Genomic DNA, 20,572 nt, shown 5'->3' with positions numbered 1-20,572 from the left:
TCACAAAATTGTTAATAGTGGATAGTTTTGTTTTTAGCGGAGGAGGAGATGGGAAGATAGCTTTGTGCACGTAGACCTAATCATCTCCAGTGTTGTACAAAGGAAAACGCGGACTGAGTTGATAACAATAGAGATAAAATGCTGAAAATTACATCAAATCGCGCGAAGTTTGGCTTTTTCGTTTACAAAGCAGGCAGTTGAAACTTTTATTAAATAATAAGTGTTGACTCGATCACGTTAATCCGTAGAATGCCTTCCCGTACCGCAGCGGCGGAAACAAAAAGAAAGGCGCGTTGGCAGAGTGGCTATGCAGCGGATTGCAAATCCGTGGACCTCGGTTCGACTCCGGGACGCGCCTCCATGTTTCCACTAGGCGGAGTAAAAATCGGACGCGGGATGGAGCAGTTTGGTAGCTCGTCGGGCTCATAACCCGAAGGTCGTTGGTTCAAATCCAGCTCCCGCAACCAATTTTACAAAGCGACATTAGCTCAGCTGGTAGAGCGCAACCTTGCCAAGGTTGAGGTCACGAGTTCGAACCTCGTATGTCGCTCCAAGTTTTGCCCACATCAAGCAATGATTGATGTTACGGACGCGGGATGGAGCAGTCTGGTAGCTCGTCGGGCTCATAACCCGAAGGTCGTCGGTTCAAATCCGGCTCCCGCAACCAAATTTTAGGTATGTGAAGTCATAAACGTAGGCAAGGTTATCAATAAGACCTGCGGTCGTCGCAATTGCATTGCGCGATAATTCGGCTCCCGCAACCAAATTTTACAAAGCGTTATAAAACGCTTGCGACAAAGCGACATTAGCTCAGCTGGTAGAGCGCAACCTTGCCAAGGTTGAGGTCACGAGTTCGAACCTCGTATGTCGCTCCAAGTTTTGCCCACATCAAGCAACGATTGATGTTACGGACGCGGGATGGAGCAGTCTGGTAGCTCGTCGGGCTCATAACCCGAAGGTCGTCGGTTCAAATCCGGCTCCCGCAACCAAATTTTAGGTATGTGAAGTCATTAACGTAGGCAAGGTTATCAACAAGACCTGCGGTCGTCGCAATTGCATTGCGCGATAAAATCCGGCTCCCGCAACCAAATTTTAGGTATGTGAAGTCATTAACGTAGGCAAGTTTATCAATAAGACCTGCGGTCGTCGCAATTGCATTGCGCGATAAAATCCGGCTCCCGCAACCAAATTTTAGGTATGTGAAGTCATTAACGTAGGCAAGTTTATCAATAAGACCTGCGGTCGTCGCAATTGCATTGCGCGATAAAATCCGGCTCCCGCAACCAATTTCATATAGCGTTATAAACGCTTGTCACAAAGCGACATTAGCTCAGCTGGTAGAGCGCAACCTTGCCAAGGTTGAGGTCACGAGTTCGAACCTCGTATGTCGCTCCAATTTGCTTCCTTAGCAGTTATCTTTCCATTGGTAATGGGTAATGTCTTACTTCATTGCTGGCATCGAGTAACATGGTTTCCAACGTGACTGTATGATCAACGGCACTGAAGTGCGCAAGCCCAGCTGTGTAGCTAAATGGGTAGCGATACGAAGAAAGTTGTTGTGATAGTCTGATATATAATTGTTCTAGCTGATTATCCACTGTATCTGCATCTTGTTGTATCAATAACGCAGCAAACTCACACCCCTCTATACGTCCTATCCAGCCCACATCATCAAACACATCATTCAAACAACGCGCAAAGGTTTTGAGAATCTGATCGCCCGCGAGCTTACCATAGTCATGATTAAGTTGATGGAGTTGGCGAACGTCGAAGTGTAATAGTGTGTAGCGATCTTCGATCACTAGGTCATCATTGAGGTATTCGCTAATTTCTCGCTTAAAACCGCGCCGGTTTAACAGGCCTGTTAAGGGGTCTAACACATTCTGTTGAGTCATGATTAGCTCGTGTTCAACAATGTGCGCAAGATCTGCCAATGCGCGCTGGCAGGGGCCATCGAGTTCACGAGGCTGTCTGTCTATCACGCACAGCGTGCCGAGAATATGTTCGTTATCCAAACTAAATGGGAAGCCAGCGTAAAAGCGGATAAAGGGAGGCCCTGTGACTAAGGGGTTGTCGGCAAAGCGCTCATCAAGATACGTATCATTAATCACAAGCGGCTCTAGTTGGTGGATGGCGTGCCCACAAATGGACTCTGAACGTCCTGTCTGATTCACCGCCAGTCCACGCTTAGCTTTGAACCACTGACGGTGCTCGTCTACTAAGCTGATCGCAACAATGGGGCACTCTGAGATATAGGCAGCAACGCGAACAATGCGCTCAAACCTGTCTTCATGACCGGTATCTAAAATGCCTAAATCATGAAGTAAATGAAGCCTTTGTACTTCGTTATTCGTTGGCTGAGCCGGTGTCATTTTATGCCCTCCATCCCTGCTTATTCAGTATAGACCCTTAGCTCAATAGTCATATAAAAAGCGCAATGGGATCTCGCTAGGTCATGTATGGGCGATTGAACGCGTAATGACACTCAATTACCGTCAGTTTTTTAATGTTACCAAGAGGTGTCATTGTTATTTGGCTACAGTATTAAGACGATAGATAAGAGGGCATTTAATGAGAGCATTGATTTTAGGTGTTGTCTTGGCTTTGGGAGTGTTGAGCCAAGCATCGGCCCAAGCACATAAGCTGCTAATCATTGATAGCTACCATAAAACATTCTCGTGGACCGAGAGTTATACACTGGGCCTGAACAAGGTACTTGATAAGAGTATTCATGTATCGCGTTTTGAGATGAACGCTAAAAAGCTACCTGTATCAGAGCATCAACGCAAAGCTGACGAAGCTTTTGCCTTTTACAAAAAGGTAAAGCCCGATGTGGTCCTGCTTTGTGATGATATCGCGCTGAATCATATGCTCCCTAGGCTGCAGCATGAAAACATTGATGTTGTTTTTCTTGGCGTAAACGGCGATCCCCTGCCGTTGCTCGAGAGCCTGAATGGGCCTGTCCGCGTGACCGGTGTTCTTGAGCGGCCTCATTTTTATCGCTCGCTGTCTGATGTGATTCAGCTTTCTAATCAACCGATTAAAAATATTAAAATTCTCTTCGATGATGGTCCCACTGCAAAAATCAACACCGCTTATTTGCAAAGCCAGGCAAACCTTTTTTCTAAGTTAAATCAAACGATCACGAGGATCGAGAGGTTTACAACGTTTCCTGATTGGAAAAAAGCAGTTCTAGACGATGACTATGATGTGCTTTTTGTGGGTAGCTACCAAACATTGCGCGATAGGATGGGAAGGAATATCGATGCAAACCAAGTGATTGCTTGGACGAACCAAAACGCGAAGCATCCTGTTTTTGCTTTTTGGAAAGTATCAGTTGGTGAGGGTATGGCTGCCGGCGGGTATGTGTTAGATGGTGAAAAGCATGGCATTCACGCTGCGGTTTACATCCATAAAGTATTTGCCGGCATGCCAGCCGATCAAATCCCTATCTCTGTCGGGCACCAAGGAACCGGTATTTACAGCAAAGCGGAGTTTGCTCAGTTAGGTTTAGCTCCGCCTCGGGAGTGGGTGCCGATTCGCTAATCCTAACGGTGGCAAGCCCTACCTATGCTTGAGCGGTGCTTGTGTAATTTCAAATTGTGCGTTGAGGTATCCGGACAAAAACCGGCTTGCTGCTAAGCAAGAAAAGACCTGTCCTGTGGTAGCAACCATCGACAGCGTTGCGGCATTTCGCGTTATCAGGTCGCATCAAAAAACTCTGTTTGTAAAAGAGTTGTTTCAATGATATTTTCCTGCGGTTATTAAATTTATCAAGCATTCGGGCCAGCGTGCACCGACAAGTGATCGTGTGCGCGACAGGCCATCTATACTCTTTTAATCATGTTGTTTTGGAAGGTTTGCTTATGGCGTTTTTAGCGAGCTGCGATACCCAATATCCGCTTACACATCCACACGCAGCGTCTGCGGTGGTCATGGTGCCACCTGTGCACTTTAAATTTAATGCACAAACCAGTGAAGATAATGGTTTCCAGCATGCGCTGGCGTTGCCCGATGAGGAAGTGAAAACGCGCGCCATGGCAGAGTTTAATAATATGGTGATGACGCTACGTCGCCATGGTATTGATGTCGTCGTGATGGAGTATCCAGACTCCGATCCAGCAACGCCTGATGCTGTGTTTCCTAACAACTGGTTTAGTACATTGCCAAGCGGTGAACTGTATCTGTACCCGATGGCATGTCCTAATCGTCAACTTGAGGTTAAGCCTGAGCGCCTGATGGCGGCCCTTGATAAAGCGGGCTACGCCGTTAACCATGTGCACAAAGTAAAGTGTCACGACAAAGACGAAGCGTTTCTAGAAAGTACGGGTGCGATGGTGATTGATCACCTCAACCAGCGTGTCTATGCAGCACTTTCTCACCGCTGTGACAGCATTCTGTTAACCGAATGGGCAGCCAAAGTGGGTATGCGCCAAGTTGTTAGCTTTAACACGGCAATGAGTGACGGCAATCCTGTGTATCACACCAATGTGATGATGGCGGTGGGTGAAGCGTTTGCTGTGGTGTGTGACGAGGTCATCGAGCCTGCTCAACGTGAGCTCGTGTGTAATACGCTCGCCGAAGACAAAACCTTGGTTTCAATCAGCGAGGCACAGATGAATCAACTGTGTGGCAATATTTTGCAGCTACGCAATCGTCACGGTGAGTCGTTAATTGTGATGTCTCTTTCCGCGTATAGTGCGTTTACTGAAGATCAAAAGCGGACTTTACGTCAATTTGGCAAGCTGGTGCCGATTGATGTAAACACCATTGAAACCGTCGGCGGAGGGAGTGTGCGTTGCATGATGGGTGAAATCTTCCTGCCTCGGCACCAAACTGTGTAAATTATCGCTAAGCGGTAAAAACGGCGATCATTTGATCGCCGTTTTTTATGGATTATGAATGCACACCTGCTTTCGCTTTAAGTGGCATTTTGTCGAAGTCGACACCTTTCCAGCCGGTGACCATAAAATTGCGGATGTTTTGGTGGTCGTTGCCGGATGGATTACTGAGCACGTCCTCACGATAATACCCGCCAAAACACGCTAGGGTCTGCTCTTCGGTTAACTCGTGCAGTTGGCAAAATGCCAACACTTTACACGAACCGGTATTTTGGCCCGCTTTATTGGCGAGATTGCCATTAGTAAAGCGAGTCGGGGCGTAATCGTAATGTGCATCGATCACGGCCAAGGTCTCATCAAACGTCACCATCTCGGGAGTCTTTGTGATTTTGACGAGAAAACTATCTATGGTCATGTCTGTTCCTGAGTTATTAAAACGCGGCCTCTTCATGGAGGATAGACACGTTGTACCAACTTGCTCCTCCGATGTGAAGTCACTGTGTGCGAATAATGGATAAATATCCATCACTTAAACGAAAAATAGTGTTGCAGTACTTTACATTGCGTAAGGCCATCATTAGTATACAAACCTGTTCGGAGGGATGGCTGAGCGGTTGAAAGCACCGGTCTTGAAAACCGGCAAGGGTTAATAGCCCTTCCAGGGTTCGAATCCCTGTCCCTCCGCCACATATCAAAAAAGCCGCTGAGTAATCAGCGGCTTTTTTGATCGTGTAAAGACAGATCCCATCAACACATTCCGCCCCTTGTTCTGATCCAGCCTCTTCTGTTTGATACTGTAAGCCTAGTCTGGCGACTCTTGACGTCGCTCGCCCCCTACAGTCGCCCCAATACTGGAGTGTTATGATGATTAATTACTTACCACTCGATGCCATCACGCCAAACGACTTTATCCCCATACTCAATAAACCCAGCATTCGCCAGCATCTTATCGAACATGCCTCTTTTGATGCACAGAGCATCAAAACATGGGTGAGAGAGAAGAGACACATTGATACTCAAGACGGATGTTTGGTTAGGGCGGTGAGTGTCAACAACTGCCTAGTAGGATGGTGTGGTATTCAGCGTACTGAATGTGATTTTGAATTGGCGATCGTGTTGGATACCTCGCGCTGGGGACTTGGGCGGCACGTGTTTAAGTTTCTACTCTCGCGCGCTGAACAACTTGGTCATCAAGTCGTTTATCTTCATTTGCTGCACACCCGTCGAGAATCCACATTTTTAACGCAACGTGCTCTACGAGTATTTAAAACACATATGCTGGGTGAATGCTTTACCACTTACGAGATAAAAGTAGGGGACTAGCGGCGTGTGACGCGAGCGTCTGGTTGACGCCATAACAAAGAGTCAGTATTTCACTGGCAACGATTGCCTCTTTGTTCTTTACTTTGTTTTCTGCGGATTGCGAACATAAAGAGGAACGTCCATGAAAGCAATATTTTGTCTTCTAAGTTTTTTCTTCAGCTTTGGCGTGTTAGCTCATGCGCAACCCATCGTTGTAAACGGGCAAGTAACGGACATCGGAGAAGACCACATGATGGTAGCCACCAGTGATGGACTTTATAAGGTTGAGGCTGACCCTGACATGCTTGATGAGCTAGAACCTGGCATGAACGTTGAGGTCACTGGTGAACATCATATGCAGGCCAGAGAGGTGCGTATTCATCATAAAAACCGTAAAAATCCACTTGGCGGAGATTAAGCGAGCCTGACTACGGCGATAATTAATTGAATAGCGAAAAGCGCCGTTTGGGCGCTTTTCATCATTGATGAAGAACATCCACCGTATTGCAATATGTGCGCAAATTAACAGCTTGGTGATACTTTTCCTTACAGGTTGGCTGGAACCCCCTAACATGTTAATAAATTGTACCGTGCGATAAAGGCCCCGTGACCGAACTGATTTCCCATCCCGAATGGCTACTGCTTGTGCTCGCTCCCGTGTTTTTCTTATGCATGCTGGGGGAGTACTGGGTGGCGCTGCGCCACGGAAAACTGGGCGATAATGCCCGTTATTACGTGCCGGAAGTGCTTTGCAATTTTACCTTGGCGGGGCTGCATCAAGCTGCAGATTTACTGACAGGGTTGCTGATTGCCAAGGTGTATTTGTGGTGGTTTGGCTGGCGGTTGTTCGATATTGAAATGTCGGTAGGCTTGTTCTTATTGCTGATGGTCGCGCAGGATTTTTGCTATTACTGGTTTCACCGCGCTAGCCATCGTGTGCGCTGGATGTGGGCGGCGCATGTGGTGCATCATAGCTCTGAGCGGATGAACTTTAGCACCGCGTTTCGCCAAAGCTTAATGTACCCGCTGGCAGGGATGTGGCTGTTTTGGCTGCCGCTGGTGGTGATCGGATTTCCGCCGCAATGGGTGGTGTTTGTTGTACTGCTGAATTTAGGGTTACAGTTTTTTGTTCACACTCAATGGATAAAGACACTGGGGCCTGTGGAGTGGATTTTTAATACCCCGTCTCTCCCCAAGCCAGTGAATAGTTTCAACCCTCTGGTGGTAACTTTTGCAGAATGGCAACAAATGTGGCGAGACGCCACGCAGCCCGGTCTGAGTTTTCGGCAACGATGGCAGTGCTTGTTTGCACCACCAGAACAAGCACAAGGTCACACGACAGACGTGGAAGCATCACGTGAGAGGTAGCGGTTTTCCATCGTGTGGACAAGCTAACATATTCTAAGAAAATAACCCTTTATTCTCATGGGGTTATTTTTAGAACTCAGCTTGTCAGGAGCCCCGCATGACCGACGCTATGCATGCCATTGTTACCCATCCGCACTTAACCCCTTCGCAGAAAACGTTCGCGCTCGCTGCGCAAGCCGATGCGGCTTTACCCTACGTACCTTGCAGCCGAGCGCTCTTGGCTGCGATGGAGCAGGGTGTGATCGGCGATATGTTTGAGGGTCACGCTCCCTTTAAGCCGCGTTATGTGTTGCCCGATTATGCCCGCTTTTTAAAACGTGGCTCGGAGTATTTGGCGTTAACGCCGGCAACCGATCTAGAGGACGCGCTGATGAAGCTCATGGTGCTTTACCATCATGTGCCTTCGGTGACCAATATCCCGGTGTTTTTGGGCTACCTCGATCAACTCTTGCTGCCATATTGCGATGATGTGAGTGATGAACATTTGTATCAAGCGCTGAAGCGGTTCTGGATCCAGCTTGACAGAACACTGCCAGACGCATTTATGCATGCCAATATTGGCCCAGATGATAATCGTGTTTGTCGCATGATTTTGCGCATCGACGCAGAACTGCAACAAGTCGCCCCAAACCTGACCTTGATGGTGGACCCGTCTCGTACCCCGCGCACCCTAGTTCGGCAGGCGACAGATAACATCATTGCCTGTAGCAAGCCACATATTGCTAACTGGCCGGTACACCAAGCCACATTTGGTGACGCAGAGGCTCACTCGCCCAATGTGGGGATTGTGAGTTGCTACAACGCGCTACCGATTGGAGGCGGCGCGAACACCTTGGTACGCCTTAACTTAAAAAAAGTCGCAGAAGAAGCAAATGATCTCTCGACATTGCTCTCGCACACCTTGCCGCATTACGGCGCATTGATGGTGGAGCTGATCGATGCACGCAGTCACTTCCTGCATCAAGAATCACACTTTTTTAATAGCTTTCTAGTGCAGGAAGGCTTGATTGATGAGAAAAAATTTGTCCCCATGTTTGGCGTGTATGCGATGGCTGAAGCGGTCAATACCCTGATGGCACGCCAAGGCCTATGTGGCGAATATGGCCACGATGCAGCGGCGAATGATATGGCACACGATATCACCAAAGCATTAAGTACGTTTGTAGCAGAGACTCCAGTGAAGCATGGCTGGCGTGGGCGAGCGTTGCTGCATGCGCAAGGTGGCTTATCCATTGACCAAGGGACCACTCCGGGGGTGCGGATTCGTTACGGCTATGAACCGGATCCTGTCACCCATTTGCAGGCGCTTGCGCCGTTACACCCTTACTTTGAAGCGGGTGTGAGCGAGATCCTGACATTGGATGACACCATTAAAGGCAATCCCGATGCATTAACCGATTTATGTTTAGGGGCGCTGCAATCCGGGCTGCGCGAATTCACGGCGAATACAGATGGGAATGATCTCGTGCGTATCACCGGCTATATGGTGAAAAAGTCCGAGATTGCCCAGTTCAAACAATCGGGCTCTCGGACCAATACCACGGTATTGGGCGCAGAAGCTTCTGAGATGACGACAGTGACAGCGCGGCAGCCGAGAGTCGTGAGTGCGGAATTTCTCGCTGGCGCGCGTTGGACGGACATTCATGAGTCATCCTAAGCAGGAGAAAATATCGGGTCCAGTGGCTCGGGTTGCAAGTGTGTTGCCCTATTCCTGTGTCGATGGTCCCGGTAATCGGATGGTATTTTTTCTACAAGGTTGCCAATTTCGTTGCCCGGGGTGCCACAACCCTGAAACCATTGAGCGTGACAGTGCAAGCGCATTCGATATGTCTTTGGCCGAGGCAGTGACGGCGATTTATCAACAACGGCACTTTATTCGTGGAATTACCGTCAGTGGCGGTGAGGCCAGTCTGCAATGGCGCTTTGTCCGCGCGCTTTTTCGCGCGGTCAAACAGCACCCTGAATTAGCCCACCTTACATGCTTAATCGACACTAATGGCGGTGTGTCATGTCAGCGTTGGCAGGCGTTGTCATCCTACATGGACGGTGCCATGGTGGATATGAAAGCATGGGGTGATGACACGCATCGGGCCTTGACCGGACATTCGTCTCGCCGTGTGCGTGACAGCCTAAGTTGGCTGGCGAAGCAGGGAAAATTGCAGGAAGTGCGGCTGTTACTGATCCCCGGGTATACCGACTGGCAAGCTAATCTGTCGCCACTTTGTGCCTATTTATATGATTTGCAGCAAATGCAGTTGGCGCAGGGAAATGTGTTTTCCGTGCGTTTAAATGGCTTTCACCGCGCAGGCGTGACGGGCGATGCCACCAATTGGCCAGAGGCAACACAAGCGCATCTCGATACCATAAAAATCGCCTTACAAACGGCAGGACTGCAATCCGTGACCATGCCACCACCTGAGTTACTGACGACTGAGGCAAGTAAATTCAACGTTTAATGAAGAAGTGGGATACTTAGAATATTGCTAAACTAGGTACTTTTGCACCTTGTCGCTACGGCGTGAATACTTTGGCGTAGAATCCCGATTTGAATAGCGATTGCAACGCCACCAACTGCCGCGGCGGCATAGACAAGCTGAGTCACCGAGAGGCCGTGGCCGAGCCACAGCCCACCCAAAAGGGTACCCACAGCACCACCAAGGTAGTTTGACGAACTATTCAGTGCAACCACCGCAGCGCTGTGCTCCGGTTGGAGGCTAATCAGCGTGTGTTGCTGTGGCGCGAGCGACGACCAACCGGCAGCGCCCCATAAGAAAAATGGCACAAAGGCAATGATGGAGGGCAACGGCAAGCTACTCGGAATGCTCAAGATGGCCACGGACATGAGCGTTAGTATCCCGAGCAAGATGGCTCGTGGGTGTTTTACCCAGTCGATCAAATGGCCGATGGTGAAGCTACCCATCATGCCGCCTAGTCCCCAAACCCATAAATATGGCGTGAGGTTAGTGTGTTGTGTGATGCCCGTAATTATAGGTGCGAGATAAGCGTAGAGCCCCAAGCTAGCGACAGCAGTCAGGAAGGTGACAGCAATGGTGGCAGACACCGAGCGATTGGCGAGCAATGCGACACGCGCTTTCAGTGATGGCGGTGGTGCGACACAGATATGGGGCACCCCAAGCAACACGCCAATCAGCCCAATAAACGCGATACCGACTACAACGGTGAAGACGCCTTGCCACCCCAGCCAAGTGGCGAGAGCAAGACCGGCAGGTACGCCGATGACAGTACCTGCGCTCATGCCACCCAGTAACAGCCCTAGTGCGCGACCTTTCTTTTCTGCTGGCACCAAAGAGGCGGCACTCGCCGCGGCTAAAGGCGAGAAAATACCGGCGCCGATACCGGCTAGCGCACGACTTGCCAGCAACATGCTTAAGTGCGTGCTGAATACCGTGACAAGGTTAGCGAAGATAAACACCAGCATCGATAGCACGAGCGCCTTTTTGGTTGGAAAGCCCGCCAACAATGTCGCCAAGATTGGCGCAGAAAGGGCATAGCACAAGGTAAAGGCCGTCACCATCTGTGCGGTTTGCGCATCTGTGATCTGAAAACTGGTCGAAATGTCCGGAATAATGCCCGCCACGACATAGGCATCCATCCCGAACGCAAACATGGCAATGGGTAAAAATAAGATGTTTTTCATGGGCATCCTAGCGCGTGAGTCAGAGAAAAGTCGCGAATGTGTCGCCATGTAGCGTTTGATGGCGAGGGGATAAAAGCGAGAAACTGTGTTATGCGTTAGGAATGTAACAAAATGTGACTGAAGGCCGCAATAACAACCCATTGAAATAAATTGTGATGGAGAGGAAACTATTTTTGACAATATAAACAAAGTATTACGCAGTAAGGTGAGAGGAGCCGACCACTAGATAAACCAGTGGCCGACTTGTTACTTAGAAGTGATAGCTAACCATCGCTTGAGCTGCCCACTGGTTCGCGCTATCGACGATTGGCGAATCAGCAATGTCGCTGCCTAAACGGGTATATTGTGTGGTTTGGCTAATATCCCAGTTTTCACCCATTGGTACGACAAGTTTGTAGCCAACATTGTAAGCAAAGGCGTCATCACCTTTATAGGCGGCGCGTTGTGCCGTGGCTTCGCTGTCTTTCACACCAAAATAGTGGTCAACGTGGTCTTTGCTCAACCAATCAACTCCGGCATAAGGTACAAAGTCAACATTGCCGAAGTGGGTGAGGTGCATGTACTTCATGCCTGCATTGAAGCCATCGTATTCACCAGTGATGTCATGACCTACATAGGTAGACAATACGCCACCTTTGCCTGTGTTGATGTCCATATTGATACCGCCATCAATGGCTGGATCACGATCTTTCATGCCTTTAAGAATATCTGCATCTTTGCTTTTGTAGCCAGGCGTTAAATGACCAATATAGGCATTGAGGTTCACAGTATCATCATTGTTACCCAAGAAGCGGTAGTTAAGGCCATTGGAAAGATCCGCGTTAAAGTTTTCGCCGTTGTAACCGAGGTTAAACTGCGGATAGATGTTTTTGTCTTGGTCTTTATAGAGATCGCTGGTGACACCTACGCCAATGCTGGCAACTGCTTGGCCTTCATGTGAATAAATGTTGCCGTTACGAATATAAGTGTCGCCAGCATAGGCCGCGCTTGAGGCGATAGCCGCGATGATAATTGCTAGTTTTTTCATGATTACTTCCTTTAATGATGTTCACCACTGGGGTTGGCAGTAATGTAAGCGCACTAGCAATCAGAGAATATCGTCAGTTCGTCAGGAATTGTCTGACATCTGTCAGAGCAGGAATCAGTTGAATCGATAGGGAAATTGGTATACTTGTTACCTTTTAGTGATGATGTGACCAATCAAAATGGAAGAGAAACTGCACCTGTTTGTGGTCGAGGACGACCCCAAAATGCGCGCAATGTTAACGGAATACTTCGAAGCGCAAGATTACACCGTAACGGCATTGGCAGAAGGCACAGGCGCGGCAGAGAAAATATTGGCAGCGCAACCCGATTTGGTATTGCTGGATCTCATGCTGCCCGGCGACGATGGGCTGACAATTTGTCGACAGATCCGCAATGGTTACCACGGTAGAATTTTGATGTTAACTGCCAGTGATGACGATTTTGATCATGTGGCTGCGCTGGAAATTGGTGCCGATGACTTTGTCAGTAAGCCGATTAAACCTCGCGTGCTTATGGCGCGTGTACGTATGCTGTTGCGTCGCCAATCAGAGACGGTCATGTCATCCGCTCCCCCAGGGGTGCTGCAATATGGAGGCCTTGTGCTTAATCAAGCACGCCGGCAATGTAAGCTAGATGAGCAAAGTATCACTTTAACGGAAAGTGAATTTGATCTCCTGTGGCAACTAGCCTCGCATCCCGATTCGGTACAATCTCGAGACACGCTTACCCAAGCACTGCGCGGGATTGAATATGATGGGATTGATCGAACCGTAGATAACAAAATCGTCACGCTGCGCAAAAAACTGATGGATGATTCTGCAAGTCCGCGCCGGATTATTACGGTACGGAGTAAAGGCTATTTATTTGTGCCTGATACTTGGTAGTGCTTATCCAAGTGCAATAGGTCGTTGGATTGAGGTAGGGGCATGCGCCGCATTTATTTAGAGTTCTTCTTTGGCTTGGTTATTATTTTCTTTGCCAGCTTGGTGACGTATGTCGTCTTGGTGTATGAAATCACCGATGATCATGATGCTATTCTGTTAGAACGACGAGCGGATGGTCTTGTTGATATGTTGGATATCATTGAGGCAACCTCAGGCACGGACGCGGCGCTGGATGCGCTAAAGGCATACACCCATAAAGTTGAATATGCGCTAGATACTCACCCGGCTGAGCACTTGCCTGTCGCGGTAAAAAATTACTTCGACCGTACCGATAGACAATTTGATGTCTACTACGACGATGATGACAAGTTGTGGTTCCACCTTGCGGATATGCAGGTGTTCTACACCTTAAAAGAGGATCCAAACTCCCCATTACATCGTGCAATAGCCTTCGAAGATAATTTGCTGATTGTTTTTCTTTTTGTTGGCTTTGCTATTTACAGCTTTTTTATGGTTTGGTTTTTAAGCCGTCGTGTTCGCGCGTTAGAGAAAACGGCTTTACAGTTTGCTGGGGGAGATTTAAATGCCCGCGCATCAACACGTAGCCACCAACGTGTCGGGTCGCTGAATCGTACCTTTAATCATATGGCAGACCGCATTGCCAATCTTGTGAGTAGCAGTCGCGCACTGACCAATGCGGTTGCACATGAATTGCGTACTCCCGTGTTTCGTATTCAGTGGCAAGCAGAGCTGTTGAGTGAGAGCGCGCTGGACAATAAGCAGCAACAAAAAGTCGCCAGTATCATTGAGGATACCGACGAAATGGCGTCGCTCGTTGATGAGCTCTTGTATTTGGCCCGTGTTGATCATCCTAATACGCTCTTCACACCACAAACGTTAGATACGTCTGTGTGGATGAATGAACAATGGCCGCGTTGGCAGACACTAAGCACCAAATCCGTGAGCTTGGATGCACCGCAGGACTTGCCCAGTATTGAGGCGGATCCACACCTGCTAAAACGGGTGATTACCAACTTAATTGGTAATGCGGAGAAGTATGCGGTAAGTCAAATCGCCGTGCGTGTCTATTGTGAGGACAGGCAGCTGGTGATTGCGGTCCACGATGATGGTGAGGGCGTTGATCCATTACATTGGCCGTTTATCTTTGATGCGTTTTACAGTGCAGATCGTTCCCGCGATAAAAAGCGTTCCGGCTATGGTTTGGGGCTTGCGATCGTCAAACAAATTGTCACCCGCCACGGTGGCAATGTTGAAATCGACCATAGTGATTTAGGCGGCGCATGCTTTCGGGTCATCTTACCTTGTTAATATAATGTGACTCAGCCAGTGTTAAGTTGAGAGGGCGGCATTCGTCGCCAACGGGTATTTCGCGTATAATACCGCCCACATCGACAACATTAGGGGCACTATGAAACATCGTACCTTCGTCTTTATCGGCATGGCGATTCTTGCTGTGACCGTCACCATTTTGATCTCATGTCAGCGCCCCCAAGCTCCCCTTGTTCCTGATTTCCAATCTTTTGCCGCGGGGGCAGAGCGAAAGCAGGCGTTTTTTGATTACTTCACCCCTGTGGTTAATGCCATTAACAGCCAAATATTGGCGGATCGCACCGCATTAATGGCATGGCATGCGCGTAAAAGTGAGCTAAGTAGCCGAGAAATAAAACGCGTCCAAGCGCTTGCCGAACAGTATGAGCTTAAAGACTTTAACGTCGACCAAGAAGCAGACTGGATGGCATTGATCCAACGGGTGGATATTATTCCTCCGTCGTTGGTGTTAGCGCAGGCGGCGAATGAGAGTGCGTGGGGCACGTCGCGGTTTGCACGGGAAGGGAATAACTACTTCGGCCAGTGGTGCTTTAGTAAAGGATGTGGACTGGTCCCTAATCAACGAGCGGAAGGGAAAGTGCACGAAGTTGCAGCGTTTGATAACCCGCAAGCCTCGGTACAAAGCTACATCAATAACTTAAATACTCATGCCGCGTACCAAGGGCTACGCGAGATCCGCGCCAACCTGCGTGAGCAGAATAAACCACTGTCAGGCGCAGCACTCGCCAATGGGCTGGTACGCTATTCAGAGCGTGGTCAGGCCTATGTGGACGAGTTACAAGCGATGATCCGCCACAACCAACTGGACATGCTCGACCAGCCATCATCCTCATCCAATAACGACTAGGAAAGCCAATGATTACCCGTTTGCCTCGGTGGGTTGAAGCCGGGGCGTTTGTGTTAGCGCTGATCGCCGGTACCATCAATGCGATCGGTTTGTTGGGCTTTGAACATCAAGCCGTGTCGCACGTGTCAGGCACCGCGACGCAATTTGGCTCGGGGTTGTTTGCAGGCCAATGGACACAAGTTATCCAACTGGGTGGCTTATTGTTGGCTTTTTTCCTCGGTGCCGCGATTTCCGGATGCTTATTGCATGGCAGCACGCTTAAATTGGGCCGCCATTATGACTCGGCACTGTTTGTCGAAGCTGGGCTAATTGTGGTGGCGTTTTATTTTCTTTCTCGCGGGTTTGCCATTGGTCAGTTAGCCGCCTCGGCAGCGTGCGGCTTGCAGAATGCGATGGCGACCACCTACAGCGGCGCGATCGTGCGCTCAACCCACTTAACCGGCATCTTTACCGATTTAGGATTGATGCTAGGGGGGAAGCTGCGCGGCAATCCAGTCGATAAGCGCAAACTGATGCTCTTTTTACTGATCGCGTCTGGCTTTATCGTCGGCGGGGTAGTGGGTGCGGCGCTTTTTGCGCACTTCCATTTTGCTGCCCTGCTGTTTCCCGCAGGGTTATGTTTTGTGGTGGCTCTGTGTTATCGCGGGTACATGACACGCCAGCGTTTAGTGACCCGCACTAGCAGCAAGTAATTATACAACCTATTAACAATGCGCGTTTTCGCGCATTTTCTAATGTATTTATTGTGCCTCGCATCGAGTTAGCCAACTTGACCGAGCCTTCGGTGCGATCGTCGGGCCTTTCCCTTGTAGCGGTGGCTTCCCGTGTCACCATTCGCGCGTCTTTTGGCGGCTAAAAGTTTGTCTTAAATCAAACAAGTGTGAGTTTGTATTTCGAATTCGCGCATTGTGTGATGATCTCGCCGTCTTTGTGACACGGAAAATGCCACACTCCCGTTACGATACAGTAACAAGGAGGCCCCATGCCAAATAGCCAGTATATTGAAACGGATGTGGTCATCATCGGTGGGGGTGCAACCGGCACCGGCATCATGCGAGATTGCGCACTGCGTGGCATCTCATGCATTTTGCTCGAACGTGACGATATTGCGGCTGGGACATCGGGGCGCAACCATGGCTTGCTGCACTCTGGGGCTCGTTACGCGGTCACAGATACCGAATCGGCCCGTGAATGCATTCAAGAAAACACCATCCTTAAATCCGTTGCTCGCCACTGCGTGGAAGACACCAGCGGACTTTTTATCACCTTGCCGGAAGATGATTTAGCGTACCAAGACACCTTTATTGCCAGTTGCGATAAAGCCGGTATTCCGACCCGAAAACTGACACCACGTGAAGCGTTAGCGTTCGAACCCAACGCCAACCCAGCGATGATTGGCGCGGTACAGGTGCCGGATGGCATTATCGACCCCTTTCGCTTGTGTGCCGCGAATGTACTGGACGGCAAAGAGCACGGCGCCAAGGTGTTTAACCATACCCGGGTGATGGGATTAATTCGTCAAGGGGCGACGGTGCAAGGCGTCCAGTGTTTGCATACCCTCACCGGCGAGCGTTTTGCCATTATGGCGAAGCAAGTGATCAATGCCGCAGGGATTTGGGGGCAGACAATCTGTGAGTATGCCGATCTGAATATCAAAATGTTCCCCGCCAAGGGCTCATTGCTGATCCTCGACTATCGGATTAATAACCGGGTGATCAACCGCTGTCGGAAACCGGCAGACGCCGACATCTTGGTGCCCGGTGACACCATTTCCTTAATCGGCACCACCTCTGAGCACATCGAGTACGATCAGATTGATAAGTTAGCGGTGACGCCACAAGAAGTGGATGTGCTGATGCGTGAAGGGGCGAAGCTCGCCCCCATCATGGCCAATACACGCGTGTTGCGCGCCTATGCGGGCGTGCGGCCTTTGGTCTCGGTAGATGACGACGGCAGTGGCCGTAATATCAGTCGCGGCATTGTGTTACTCGATCACCAAGCACGCGATGGGCTGGAAGGCTTGATCACTATCACTGGTGGCAAGCTCATGACCTATCGTTTGATGGCCGAGCAAGCCACAGACTTGGTGGCTGAAAAGTTGGGTAACCGCAACCGTTGCCAAACTGCGATTCGCCCGCTACCAGGCTCTGAGCCTTCTAAAGGGATCCGTAAAGCCAGTGCTAGCTTGGTGAAACCTGTCTACCAATCCGCCTATTACCGCCACGGTGAGCGCGTTAGCCATTTTTTAGATGAAAGTGACGACAGCCAAGCGGTGATTTGCGAATGCGAAATGGTGACCAAGGGCGAGGTGAACTATGCGATTCAATCGCTGGATGTGAAAAATCTCACCGATCTGCGTCGGCGCACTCGTCTGGGTATGGGGCCTTGTCAGGGCGAGCTGTGCAGCTATCGTGCCGCTAGCTTATTCAGTGAACTGGCAGGGATAGATGGCCAAGCCAGTGCAGGGCTGCTGGTGGATTTTCTCGAAGAGCGCTGGAAAGGCGTGAAACCGATTTTTTGGGGCGATGCGCTACGCGAAGCCGAATTTAGCTATTGGATTTATCAAGGATTATTTGGCGCCGGTGAGGTGCCAATGCCGCCGAAGGCACCGCGCAGTAGCGCTGAGATAAAGCGTGCTGCACCGACGTCAGCGGCTGATCAGGAGGTATCACAATGATCCACTACGATATCGCAGTGATTGGTGGCGGCATTGCCGGGTTTACTGCCGCATTGCGGTCACTGGAAGCGGGAAAGAAAACCGTAATGATTAGCGCCGGACAAAGCGCGCTACATTTCTCGTCAGGCTCCATTGATGTATTGGGCCATTTTCCCAATGGTGAGCCGGTCAGTCAGCCTTTTGAAGCGATTCCGAAACTGGTGCGCCAGCACCCTGAGCATCCCTATGCCAAAGTCAGTTTAGAGGAAATCACCCAGTCACTCGCTTGGTTCCAACACCAACTGAGTGCGCAAAAGGTGTGTCTGTATCATCAAGAAGATAACGCCAACCACGGCCGCATTACGCCATTGGGTACCGTGCGCCCGACTTGGCTATCGCAAGGGCATGTGTATCAGCATCGCGGCCCGCGTCGTTTCTCTGGTTTGTGTTTTGTGGCCATTGAAGGCTATCGCGATGCGCAACCGACGTTAGCGAAAGACACCATTACCGCCCAGCGTGATTTTGCATCCTGCCCAAGTCGCACCATTACGCTGTCGATCCCGGGAGCCGAGCGATTACGCCGTAACCGCAATGAGCTACACTCGGTGGATCTTTCTCGTTTATTGGCTGAGCCTGATGCCTTTGACAGTCTGTGCGAGCAACTAATCGCGCAGTCCGGCCCGGATGAGCTGGTGATTTTACCCGCCATCATTGCCGATGTGGCCGGCGAGCGGGGGATGGATGCGCTTAAACAGCGCACCGATCGCTGTTTTCACGAAGTGCCGACCATGCCGCCTTCTCTGCTGGGGATCCGCATTGAGCGTGCGTTACAGCGGGCTTTTGCTAGTGCGGGTGGGGTATTGCTGTGCGGCGATCAAGTCACTGGCGGTGAGTTTGACGACAACGGTCGCCTTACCGCTTTGCATACGCGTCAACTCGAAGATATTCCGTTAACCGCAGAGGCAGTGATCTTGGCCACGGGCAGCTATTTTAGTCGCGGTCTCAATGCCGACCGCACTCAGGTGAGCGAACCGACGTTGGGATTAGACATGGTGCAAAGCCCTGATCGGAGTGAGTGGCGCAACGACGACTTTTTCAGTCAGCAAAGCCACCCCTTTATGGCGTTTGGCATTAACACCGACAACCAACTACGTCCCACCGCACGCGGCAAGCGCTGCCAAAACCTGTTTGTGTGTGGTGCGGTACTCAGTGGTTACGACCCCGTCTATGAAGGCTGTGGCGGTGGCGTCGCGATCGCAACCGGCTACGCCGCCGCGCAACGTGCGCTCGCTGTGATGGCGAACGCTAAGGAGGCGTCCCATGCTAACTGAATGGCTGAAACAGCGTGACTATAGCGACCATGCGCCGCAACCCACCAGTTTTGACCAATGCATTAAATGCACGGTCTGTACTGTGTATTGCCCGGTATCAAAAGCGAACCCTGCGTATCCTGGCCCCAAAGAGTGTGGCCCGGATGGTGAGCGTCTGCGGATCAAAAACCCTGAGTATTATGATGACCTGCTCAAGCTATGCACCAACTGCAAACGCTGTGAGACCGCCTGTCCTTCCGGGGTAAAAATTGGCGACATCATTGCGGTGGCACGCGGCAAACACGGCAAGAAAAACATCAATCCTAAGTTGATGCGTGATTACGTGCTGAGCCATACCGACTTGTTTGGCACGCTTGCTAATCCAGTAGCACCGTTGGTGAACGTGATGACGGATCTGAAACCGGTGAAAGCGGTGATGCATGCCACGATTGGGGTGGATAAACATAAATCCCTACCCAAGTATTCGTTTGGCACCTTTCGGCGTTGGATGAAAAGCCAAGCAGCGACACAAGCGGATTATCCCAAACAAGTCAGTTACTTTCATGGCTGCTATGTGAATTTTAACAATCCGCAGCTTGGTAAAGACTTGGTGAAAGTGATGAATGCGATGGGGTACGGCGTGCAATTGCTCGAGAAACATAAATGTTGTGGCGTGCCTTTAATTGCCAATGGCTTTTACGATAAAGCGCGCCGTAACGCGACCGCTAATACCGCGATGATTGCCGATGCGGTTGCCGAGCATCGCCCTGTAATAGCCACCTCCTCATCGTGTGCGCTGACGTTAAAAGAAGAGTACCCCCACGTACTGGGAGTGGATAACGCCCACGTGGCAGGGCAAATCAGCTTTGTGACCCGCTTTTTACTCAAAGCGGCCATGAATGGCGAGATGCCCAGGCTCAACCCAATTAATAAGCGGGTGGTTTACCATACCCCTTGTCATTTGGAGCGCAGTGGTAATGCGATGTTTACCATTGAGCTGTTACGAATGATCCCAGGCTTAGAGGTGATTGTGCTCGATAGTGAGTGTTGTGGCTTGGCAGGTACCTATGGGTTTAAAACTGAGAACTATCAAACCTCGATTGCCATCGGTAGTGGCTTGTTTGCTCAGATTGAAGCCGCGCAGGCGGACTTTGCGATCACCGACTGTGAAACCTGTAAATGGCAAATTGAAGAAAACACATCGCTGGAAGCTTTGCATCCGGTGAGTGTGCTAGCGATGGCGGTTGGAGAGCCAGCAGCGCCGTAATATTCGTTGCAAAGAAAAACGCCACCCAATGCGGTGGCGCTTTTGTTACGTGCCCAGTCAGAT

At 50.1% G+C, this 20,572-nt stretch carries 18 protein-coding genes and 8 tRNA genes; 22 read left to right on the top strand and 4 right to left on the bottom strand.

What is annotated here, in order from left to right; all coding sequences use genetic code 11:
* Window positions 1–287 precede the first annotated feature (287 nt).
* The 7 genes from BZG82_RS12870 (at window position 288) to BZG82_RS12840 (ending at window position 1,395) form a co-directional block, all read left to right on the top strand.
* Window positions 288–361: transfer RNA gene (locus BZG82_RS12870), tRNA-Cys, on the top strand.
* Between the two features lie 29 nt (window positions 362–390).
* Window positions 391–467 (top strand) — tRNA-Met (locus BZG82_RS12865).
* Window positions 468–477: 10 nt separating this feature from the next.
* Window positions 478–553 (top strand) — tRNA-Gly (locus tag BZG82_RS12860).
* Between the two features lie 37 nt (window positions 554–590).
* Window positions 591–667, top strand: a tRNA-Met gene (locus tag BZG82_RS12855).
* Between the two features lie 132 nt (window positions 668–799).
* Window positions 800–875: transfer RNA gene (locus BZG82_RS12850), tRNA-Gly, on the top strand.
* 37 nt (window positions 876–912) lie between these two features.
* Window positions 913–989: transfer RNA gene (locus BZG82_RS12845), tRNA-Met, on the top strand.
* 330 nt (window positions 990–1,319) lie between these two features.
* Window positions 1,320–1,395 (top strand) — tRNA-Gly (locus tag BZG82_RS12840).
* Between the two features lie 17 nt (window positions 1,396–1,412).
* Here the strand turns inward: BZG82_RS12840 and BZG82_RS12835 are convergent.
* Entirely contained in the window at window positions 1,413–2,372 is a 960-nt protein-coding gene (locus BZG82_RS12835) for a sensor domain-containing diguanylate cyclase (protein ID WP_077766008.1), read from the bottom strand.
* A gap of 199 nt (window positions 2,373–2,571) precedes the next feature.
* Between BZG82_RS12835 and BZG82_RS12830 the strand changes: the two genes are divergently transcribed.
* Together BZG82_RS12830 and BZG82_RS12825 are read left to right on the top strand one after the other, a co-directional pair.
* On the top strand, window positions 2,572–3,546 hold the full coding sequence (locus tag BZG82_RS12830) for an ABC transporter substrate-binding protein (RefSeq protein WP_077766007.1): 975 nt from the start codon (window positions 2,572–2,574) through the stop codon (window positions 3,544–3,546).
* 320 nt (window positions 3,547–3,866) lie between these two features.
* A complete protein-coding gene (locus BZG82_RS12825) occupies window positions 3,867–4,844 on the top strand; it encodes an arginine deiminase-related protein (protein ID WP_077479212.1) in 978 nt (325 codons plus the stop codon).
* Between the two features lie 52 nt (window positions 4,845–4,896).
* On the opposite strand, the gene BZG82_RS12820 is transcribed toward BZG82_RS12825, so the two are convergent.
* Window positions 4,897–5,256: a HopJ type III effector protein gene (locus tag BZG82_RS12820; protein ID WP_069586822.1), complete on the bottom strand. Its 360-nt coding sequence runs from the start codon at window positions 5,254–5,256 to the stop codon at window positions 4,897–4,899.
* Between the two features lie 181 nt (window positions 5,257–5,437).
* Here BZG82_RS12820 and BZG82_RS12815 point away from each other — a divergent pair.
* The 6 genes from BZG82_RS12815 (at window position 5,438) to BZG82_RS12790 (ending at window position 9,967) form a co-directional block, all read left to right on the top strand.
* Window positions 5,438–5,528, top strand: a tRNA-Ser gene (locus BZG82_RS12815).
* Between the two features lie 174 nt (window positions 5,529–5,702).
* Entirely contained in the window at window positions 5,703–6,164 is a 462-nt protein-coding gene (locus BZG82_RS12810; protein WP_131826240.1) for an N-acetyltransferase, read from the top strand.
* A gap of 121 nt (window positions 6,165–6,285) precedes the next feature.
* Entirely contained in the window at window positions 6,286–6,561 is a 276-nt protein-coding gene (locus tag BZG82_RS12805; RefSeq protein ID WP_077663454.1) for a hypothetical protein, read from the top strand.
* A gap of 254 nt (window positions 6,562–6,815) precedes the next feature.
* Entirely contained in the window at window positions 6,816–7,511 is a 696-nt protein-coding gene (locus tag BZG82_RS12800) for a sterol desaturase family protein (RefSeq protein ID WP_077766010.1), read from the top strand.
* Window positions 7,512–7,608: 97 nt separating this feature from the next.
* Window positions 7,609–9,168, top strand: coding sequence for a YjjI family glycine radical enzyme (locus tag BZG82_RS12795; RefSeq protein WP_077766005.1), 1,560 nt, complete (start codon window positions 7,609–7,611; stop codon window positions 9,166–9,168).
* On the top strand, window positions 9,155–9,967 hold the full coding sequence (locus tag BZG82_RS12790; RefSeq protein WP_077766004.1) for a 4Fe-4S cluster-binding domain-containing protein: 813 nt from the start codon (window positions 9,155–9,157) through the stop codon (window positions 9,965–9,967). The genes BZG82_RS12795 and BZG82_RS12790 overlap by 14 nt, the downstream gene beginning before the upstream one ends.
* Window positions 9,968–9,999: 32 nt before the next feature.
* Here BZG82_RS12790 and BZG82_RS12785 read toward each other — a convergent pair whose 3' ends face one another.
* The gene (locus BZG82_RS12785) at window positions 10,000–11,169 is read right to left on the bottom strand and encodes an MFS transporter (protein WP_077766003.1); all 1,170 of its coding nucleotides are present in this window, start codon (window positions 11,167–11,169) and stop codon (window positions 10,000–10,002) included.
* Window positions 11,170–11,419: 250 nt separating this feature from the next.
* The gene (locus BZG82_RS12780) at window positions 11,420–12,199 is read right to left on the bottom strand and encodes a MipA/OmpV family protein (protein WP_415752745.1); all 780 of its coding nucleotides are present in this window, start codon (window positions 12,197–12,199) and stop codon (window positions 11,420–11,422) included.
* Window positions 12,200–12,374: 175 nt separating this feature from the next.
* Between BZG82_RS12780 and BZG82_RS12775 the strand changes: the two genes are divergently transcribed.
* The 7 genes from BZG82_RS12775 to glpC all read left to right on the top strand — a co-directional run bounded on the left by BZG82_RS12775 (window position 12,375) and on the right by glpC (window position 20,509).
* Window positions 12,375–13,079, top strand: a complete 705-nt coding sequence (locus tag BZG82_RS12775) for a response regulator (protein ID WP_077663459.1) — start codon at window positions 12,375–12,377, stop codon at window positions 13,077–13,079.
* A 42-nt stretch (window positions 13,080–13,121) separates the two neighbouring features.
* Window positions 13,122–14,408: an ATP-binding protein gene (locus BZG82_RS12770; protein ID WP_077766002.1), complete on the top strand. Its 1,287-nt coding sequence runs from the start codon at window positions 13,122–13,124 to the stop codon at window positions 14,406–14,408.
* 100 nt (window positions 14,409–14,508) lie between these two features.
* Entirely contained in the window at window positions 14,509–15,276 is a 768-nt protein-coding gene (locus BZG82_RS12765; RefSeq protein WP_108742990.1) for a glucosaminidase domain-containing protein, read from the top strand.
* An 8-nt stretch (window positions 15,277–15,284) separates the two neighbouring features.
* Window positions 15,285–15,968, top strand: a complete 684-nt coding sequence (locus BZG82_RS12760; protein WP_077766001.1) for a YoaK family protein — start codon at window positions 15,285–15,287, stop codon at window positions 15,966–15,968.
* Window positions 15,969–16,258: 290 nt separating this feature from the next.
* Window positions 16,259–17,953, top strand: a complete 1,695-nt coding sequence (gene glpA / locus BZG82_RS12755; RefSeq protein ID WP_077766000.1) for an anaerobic glycerol-3-phosphate dehydrogenase subunit A — start codon at window positions 16,259–16,261, stop codon at window positions 17,951–17,953.
* Complete coding sequence (gene glpB / locus BZG82_RS12750; protein WP_077765999.1) at window positions 17,950–19,263, top strand: glycerol-3-phosphate dehydrogenase subunit GlpB; 1,314 nt, start codon at window positions 17,950–17,952, stop codon at window positions 19,261–19,263. Before glpA ends, glpB begins: the two co-directional genes overlap by 4 nt.
* The gene (gene glpC, locus BZG82_RS12745) at window positions 19,253–20,509 is read left to right on the top strand and encodes an anaerobic glycerol-3-phosphate dehydrogenase subunit GlpC (protein WP_077765998.1); all 1,257 of its coding nucleotides are present in this window, start codon (window positions 19,253–19,255) and stop codon (window positions 20,507–20,509) included. The genes glpB and glpC overlap by 11 nt, the downstream gene beginning before the upstream one ends.
* Window positions 20,510–20,572: the final 63 nt, after the last annotated feature.

This window comes from Salinivibrio sp. PR5 (assembly GCF_001996085.1).
In the GTDB taxonomy this organism is placed as follows: domain Bacteria; phylum Pseudomonadota; class Gammaproteobacteria; order Enterobacterales; family Vibrionaceae; genus Salinivibrio; species Salinivibrio proteolyticus.
Note: the sequence above shows the minus strand (reverse complement) of the source record. Positions and strands in the feature narration are given on the sequence as shown.

Excerpts from the sequence above, each read along its gene's own strand:
- BZG82_RS12835 (WP_077766008.1), bottom strand. The coding sequence starts at position 2,372 with ATGACACCGGCTCAGCCAACGAATAACGAAGTACAAAGGCTTCATTTA.
- BZG82_RS12830 (WP_077766007.1), top strand. The coding sequence starts at position 2,572 with ATGAGAGCATTGATTTTAGGTGTTGTCTTGGCTTTGGGAGTGTTGAGC.
- BZG82_RS12825 (WP_077479212.1), top strand. The coding sequence starts at position 3,867 with ATGGCGTTTTTAGCGAGCTGCGATACCCAATATCCGCTTACACATCCA.
- BZG82_RS12820 (WP_069586822.1), bottom strand. The coding sequence starts at position 5,256 with ATGACCATAGATAGTTTTCTCGTCAAAATCACAAAGACTCCCGAGATG.
- BZG82_RS12810 (WP_131826240.1), top strand. The coding sequence starts at position 5,703 with ATGATGATTAATTACTTACCACTCGATGCCATCACGCCAAACGACTTT.
- BZG82_RS12805 (WP_077663454.1), top strand. The coding sequence starts at position 6,286 with ATGAAAGCAATATTTTGTCTTCTAAGTTTTTTCTTCAGCTTTGGCGTG.
- BZG82_RS12800 (WP_077766010.1), top strand. The coding sequence starts at position 6,816 with ATGCTGGGGGAGTACTGGGTGGCGCTGCGCCACGGAAAACTGGGCGAT.
- BZG82_RS12795 (WP_077766005.1), top strand. The coding sequence starts at position 7,609 with ATGACCGACGCTATGCATGCCATTGTTACCCATCCGCACTTAACCCCT.
- BZG82_RS12790 (WP_077766004.1), top strand. The coding sequence starts at position 9,155 with ATGAGTCATCCTAAGCAGGAGAAAATATCGGGTCCAGTGGCTCGGGTT.
- BZG82_RS12785 (WP_077766003.1), bottom strand. The coding sequence starts at position 11,169 with ATGAAAAACATCTTATTTTTACCCATTGCCATGTTTGCGTTCGGGATG.
- BZG82_RS12775 (WP_077663459.1), top strand. The coding sequence starts at position 12,375 with ATGGAAGAGAAACTGCACCTGTTTGTGGTCGAGGACGACCCCAAAATG.
- BZG82_RS12770 (WP_077766002.1), top strand. The coding sequence starts at position 13,122 with ATGCGCCGCATTTATTTAGAGTTCTTCTTTGGCTTGGTTATTATTTTC.
- BZG82_RS12765 (WP_108742990.1), top strand. The coding sequence starts at position 14,509 with ATGAAACATCGTACCTTCGTCTTTATCGGCATGGCGATTCTTGCTGTG.
- BZG82_RS12760 (WP_077766001.1), top strand. The coding sequence starts at position 15,285 with ATGATTACCCGTTTGCCTCGGTGGGTTGAAGCCGGGGCGTTTGTGTTA.
- glpA (WP_077766000.1), top strand. The coding sequence starts at position 16,259 with ATGCCAAATAGCCAGTATATTGAAACGGATGTGGTCATCATCGGTGGG.
- glpB (WP_077765999.1), top strand. The coding sequence starts at position 17,950 with ATGATCCACTACGATATCGCAGTGATTGGTGGCGGCATTGCCGGGTTT.
- glpC (WP_077765998.1), top strand. The coding sequence starts at position 19,253 with ATGCTAACTGAATGGCTGAAACAGCGTGACTATAGCGACCATGCGCCG.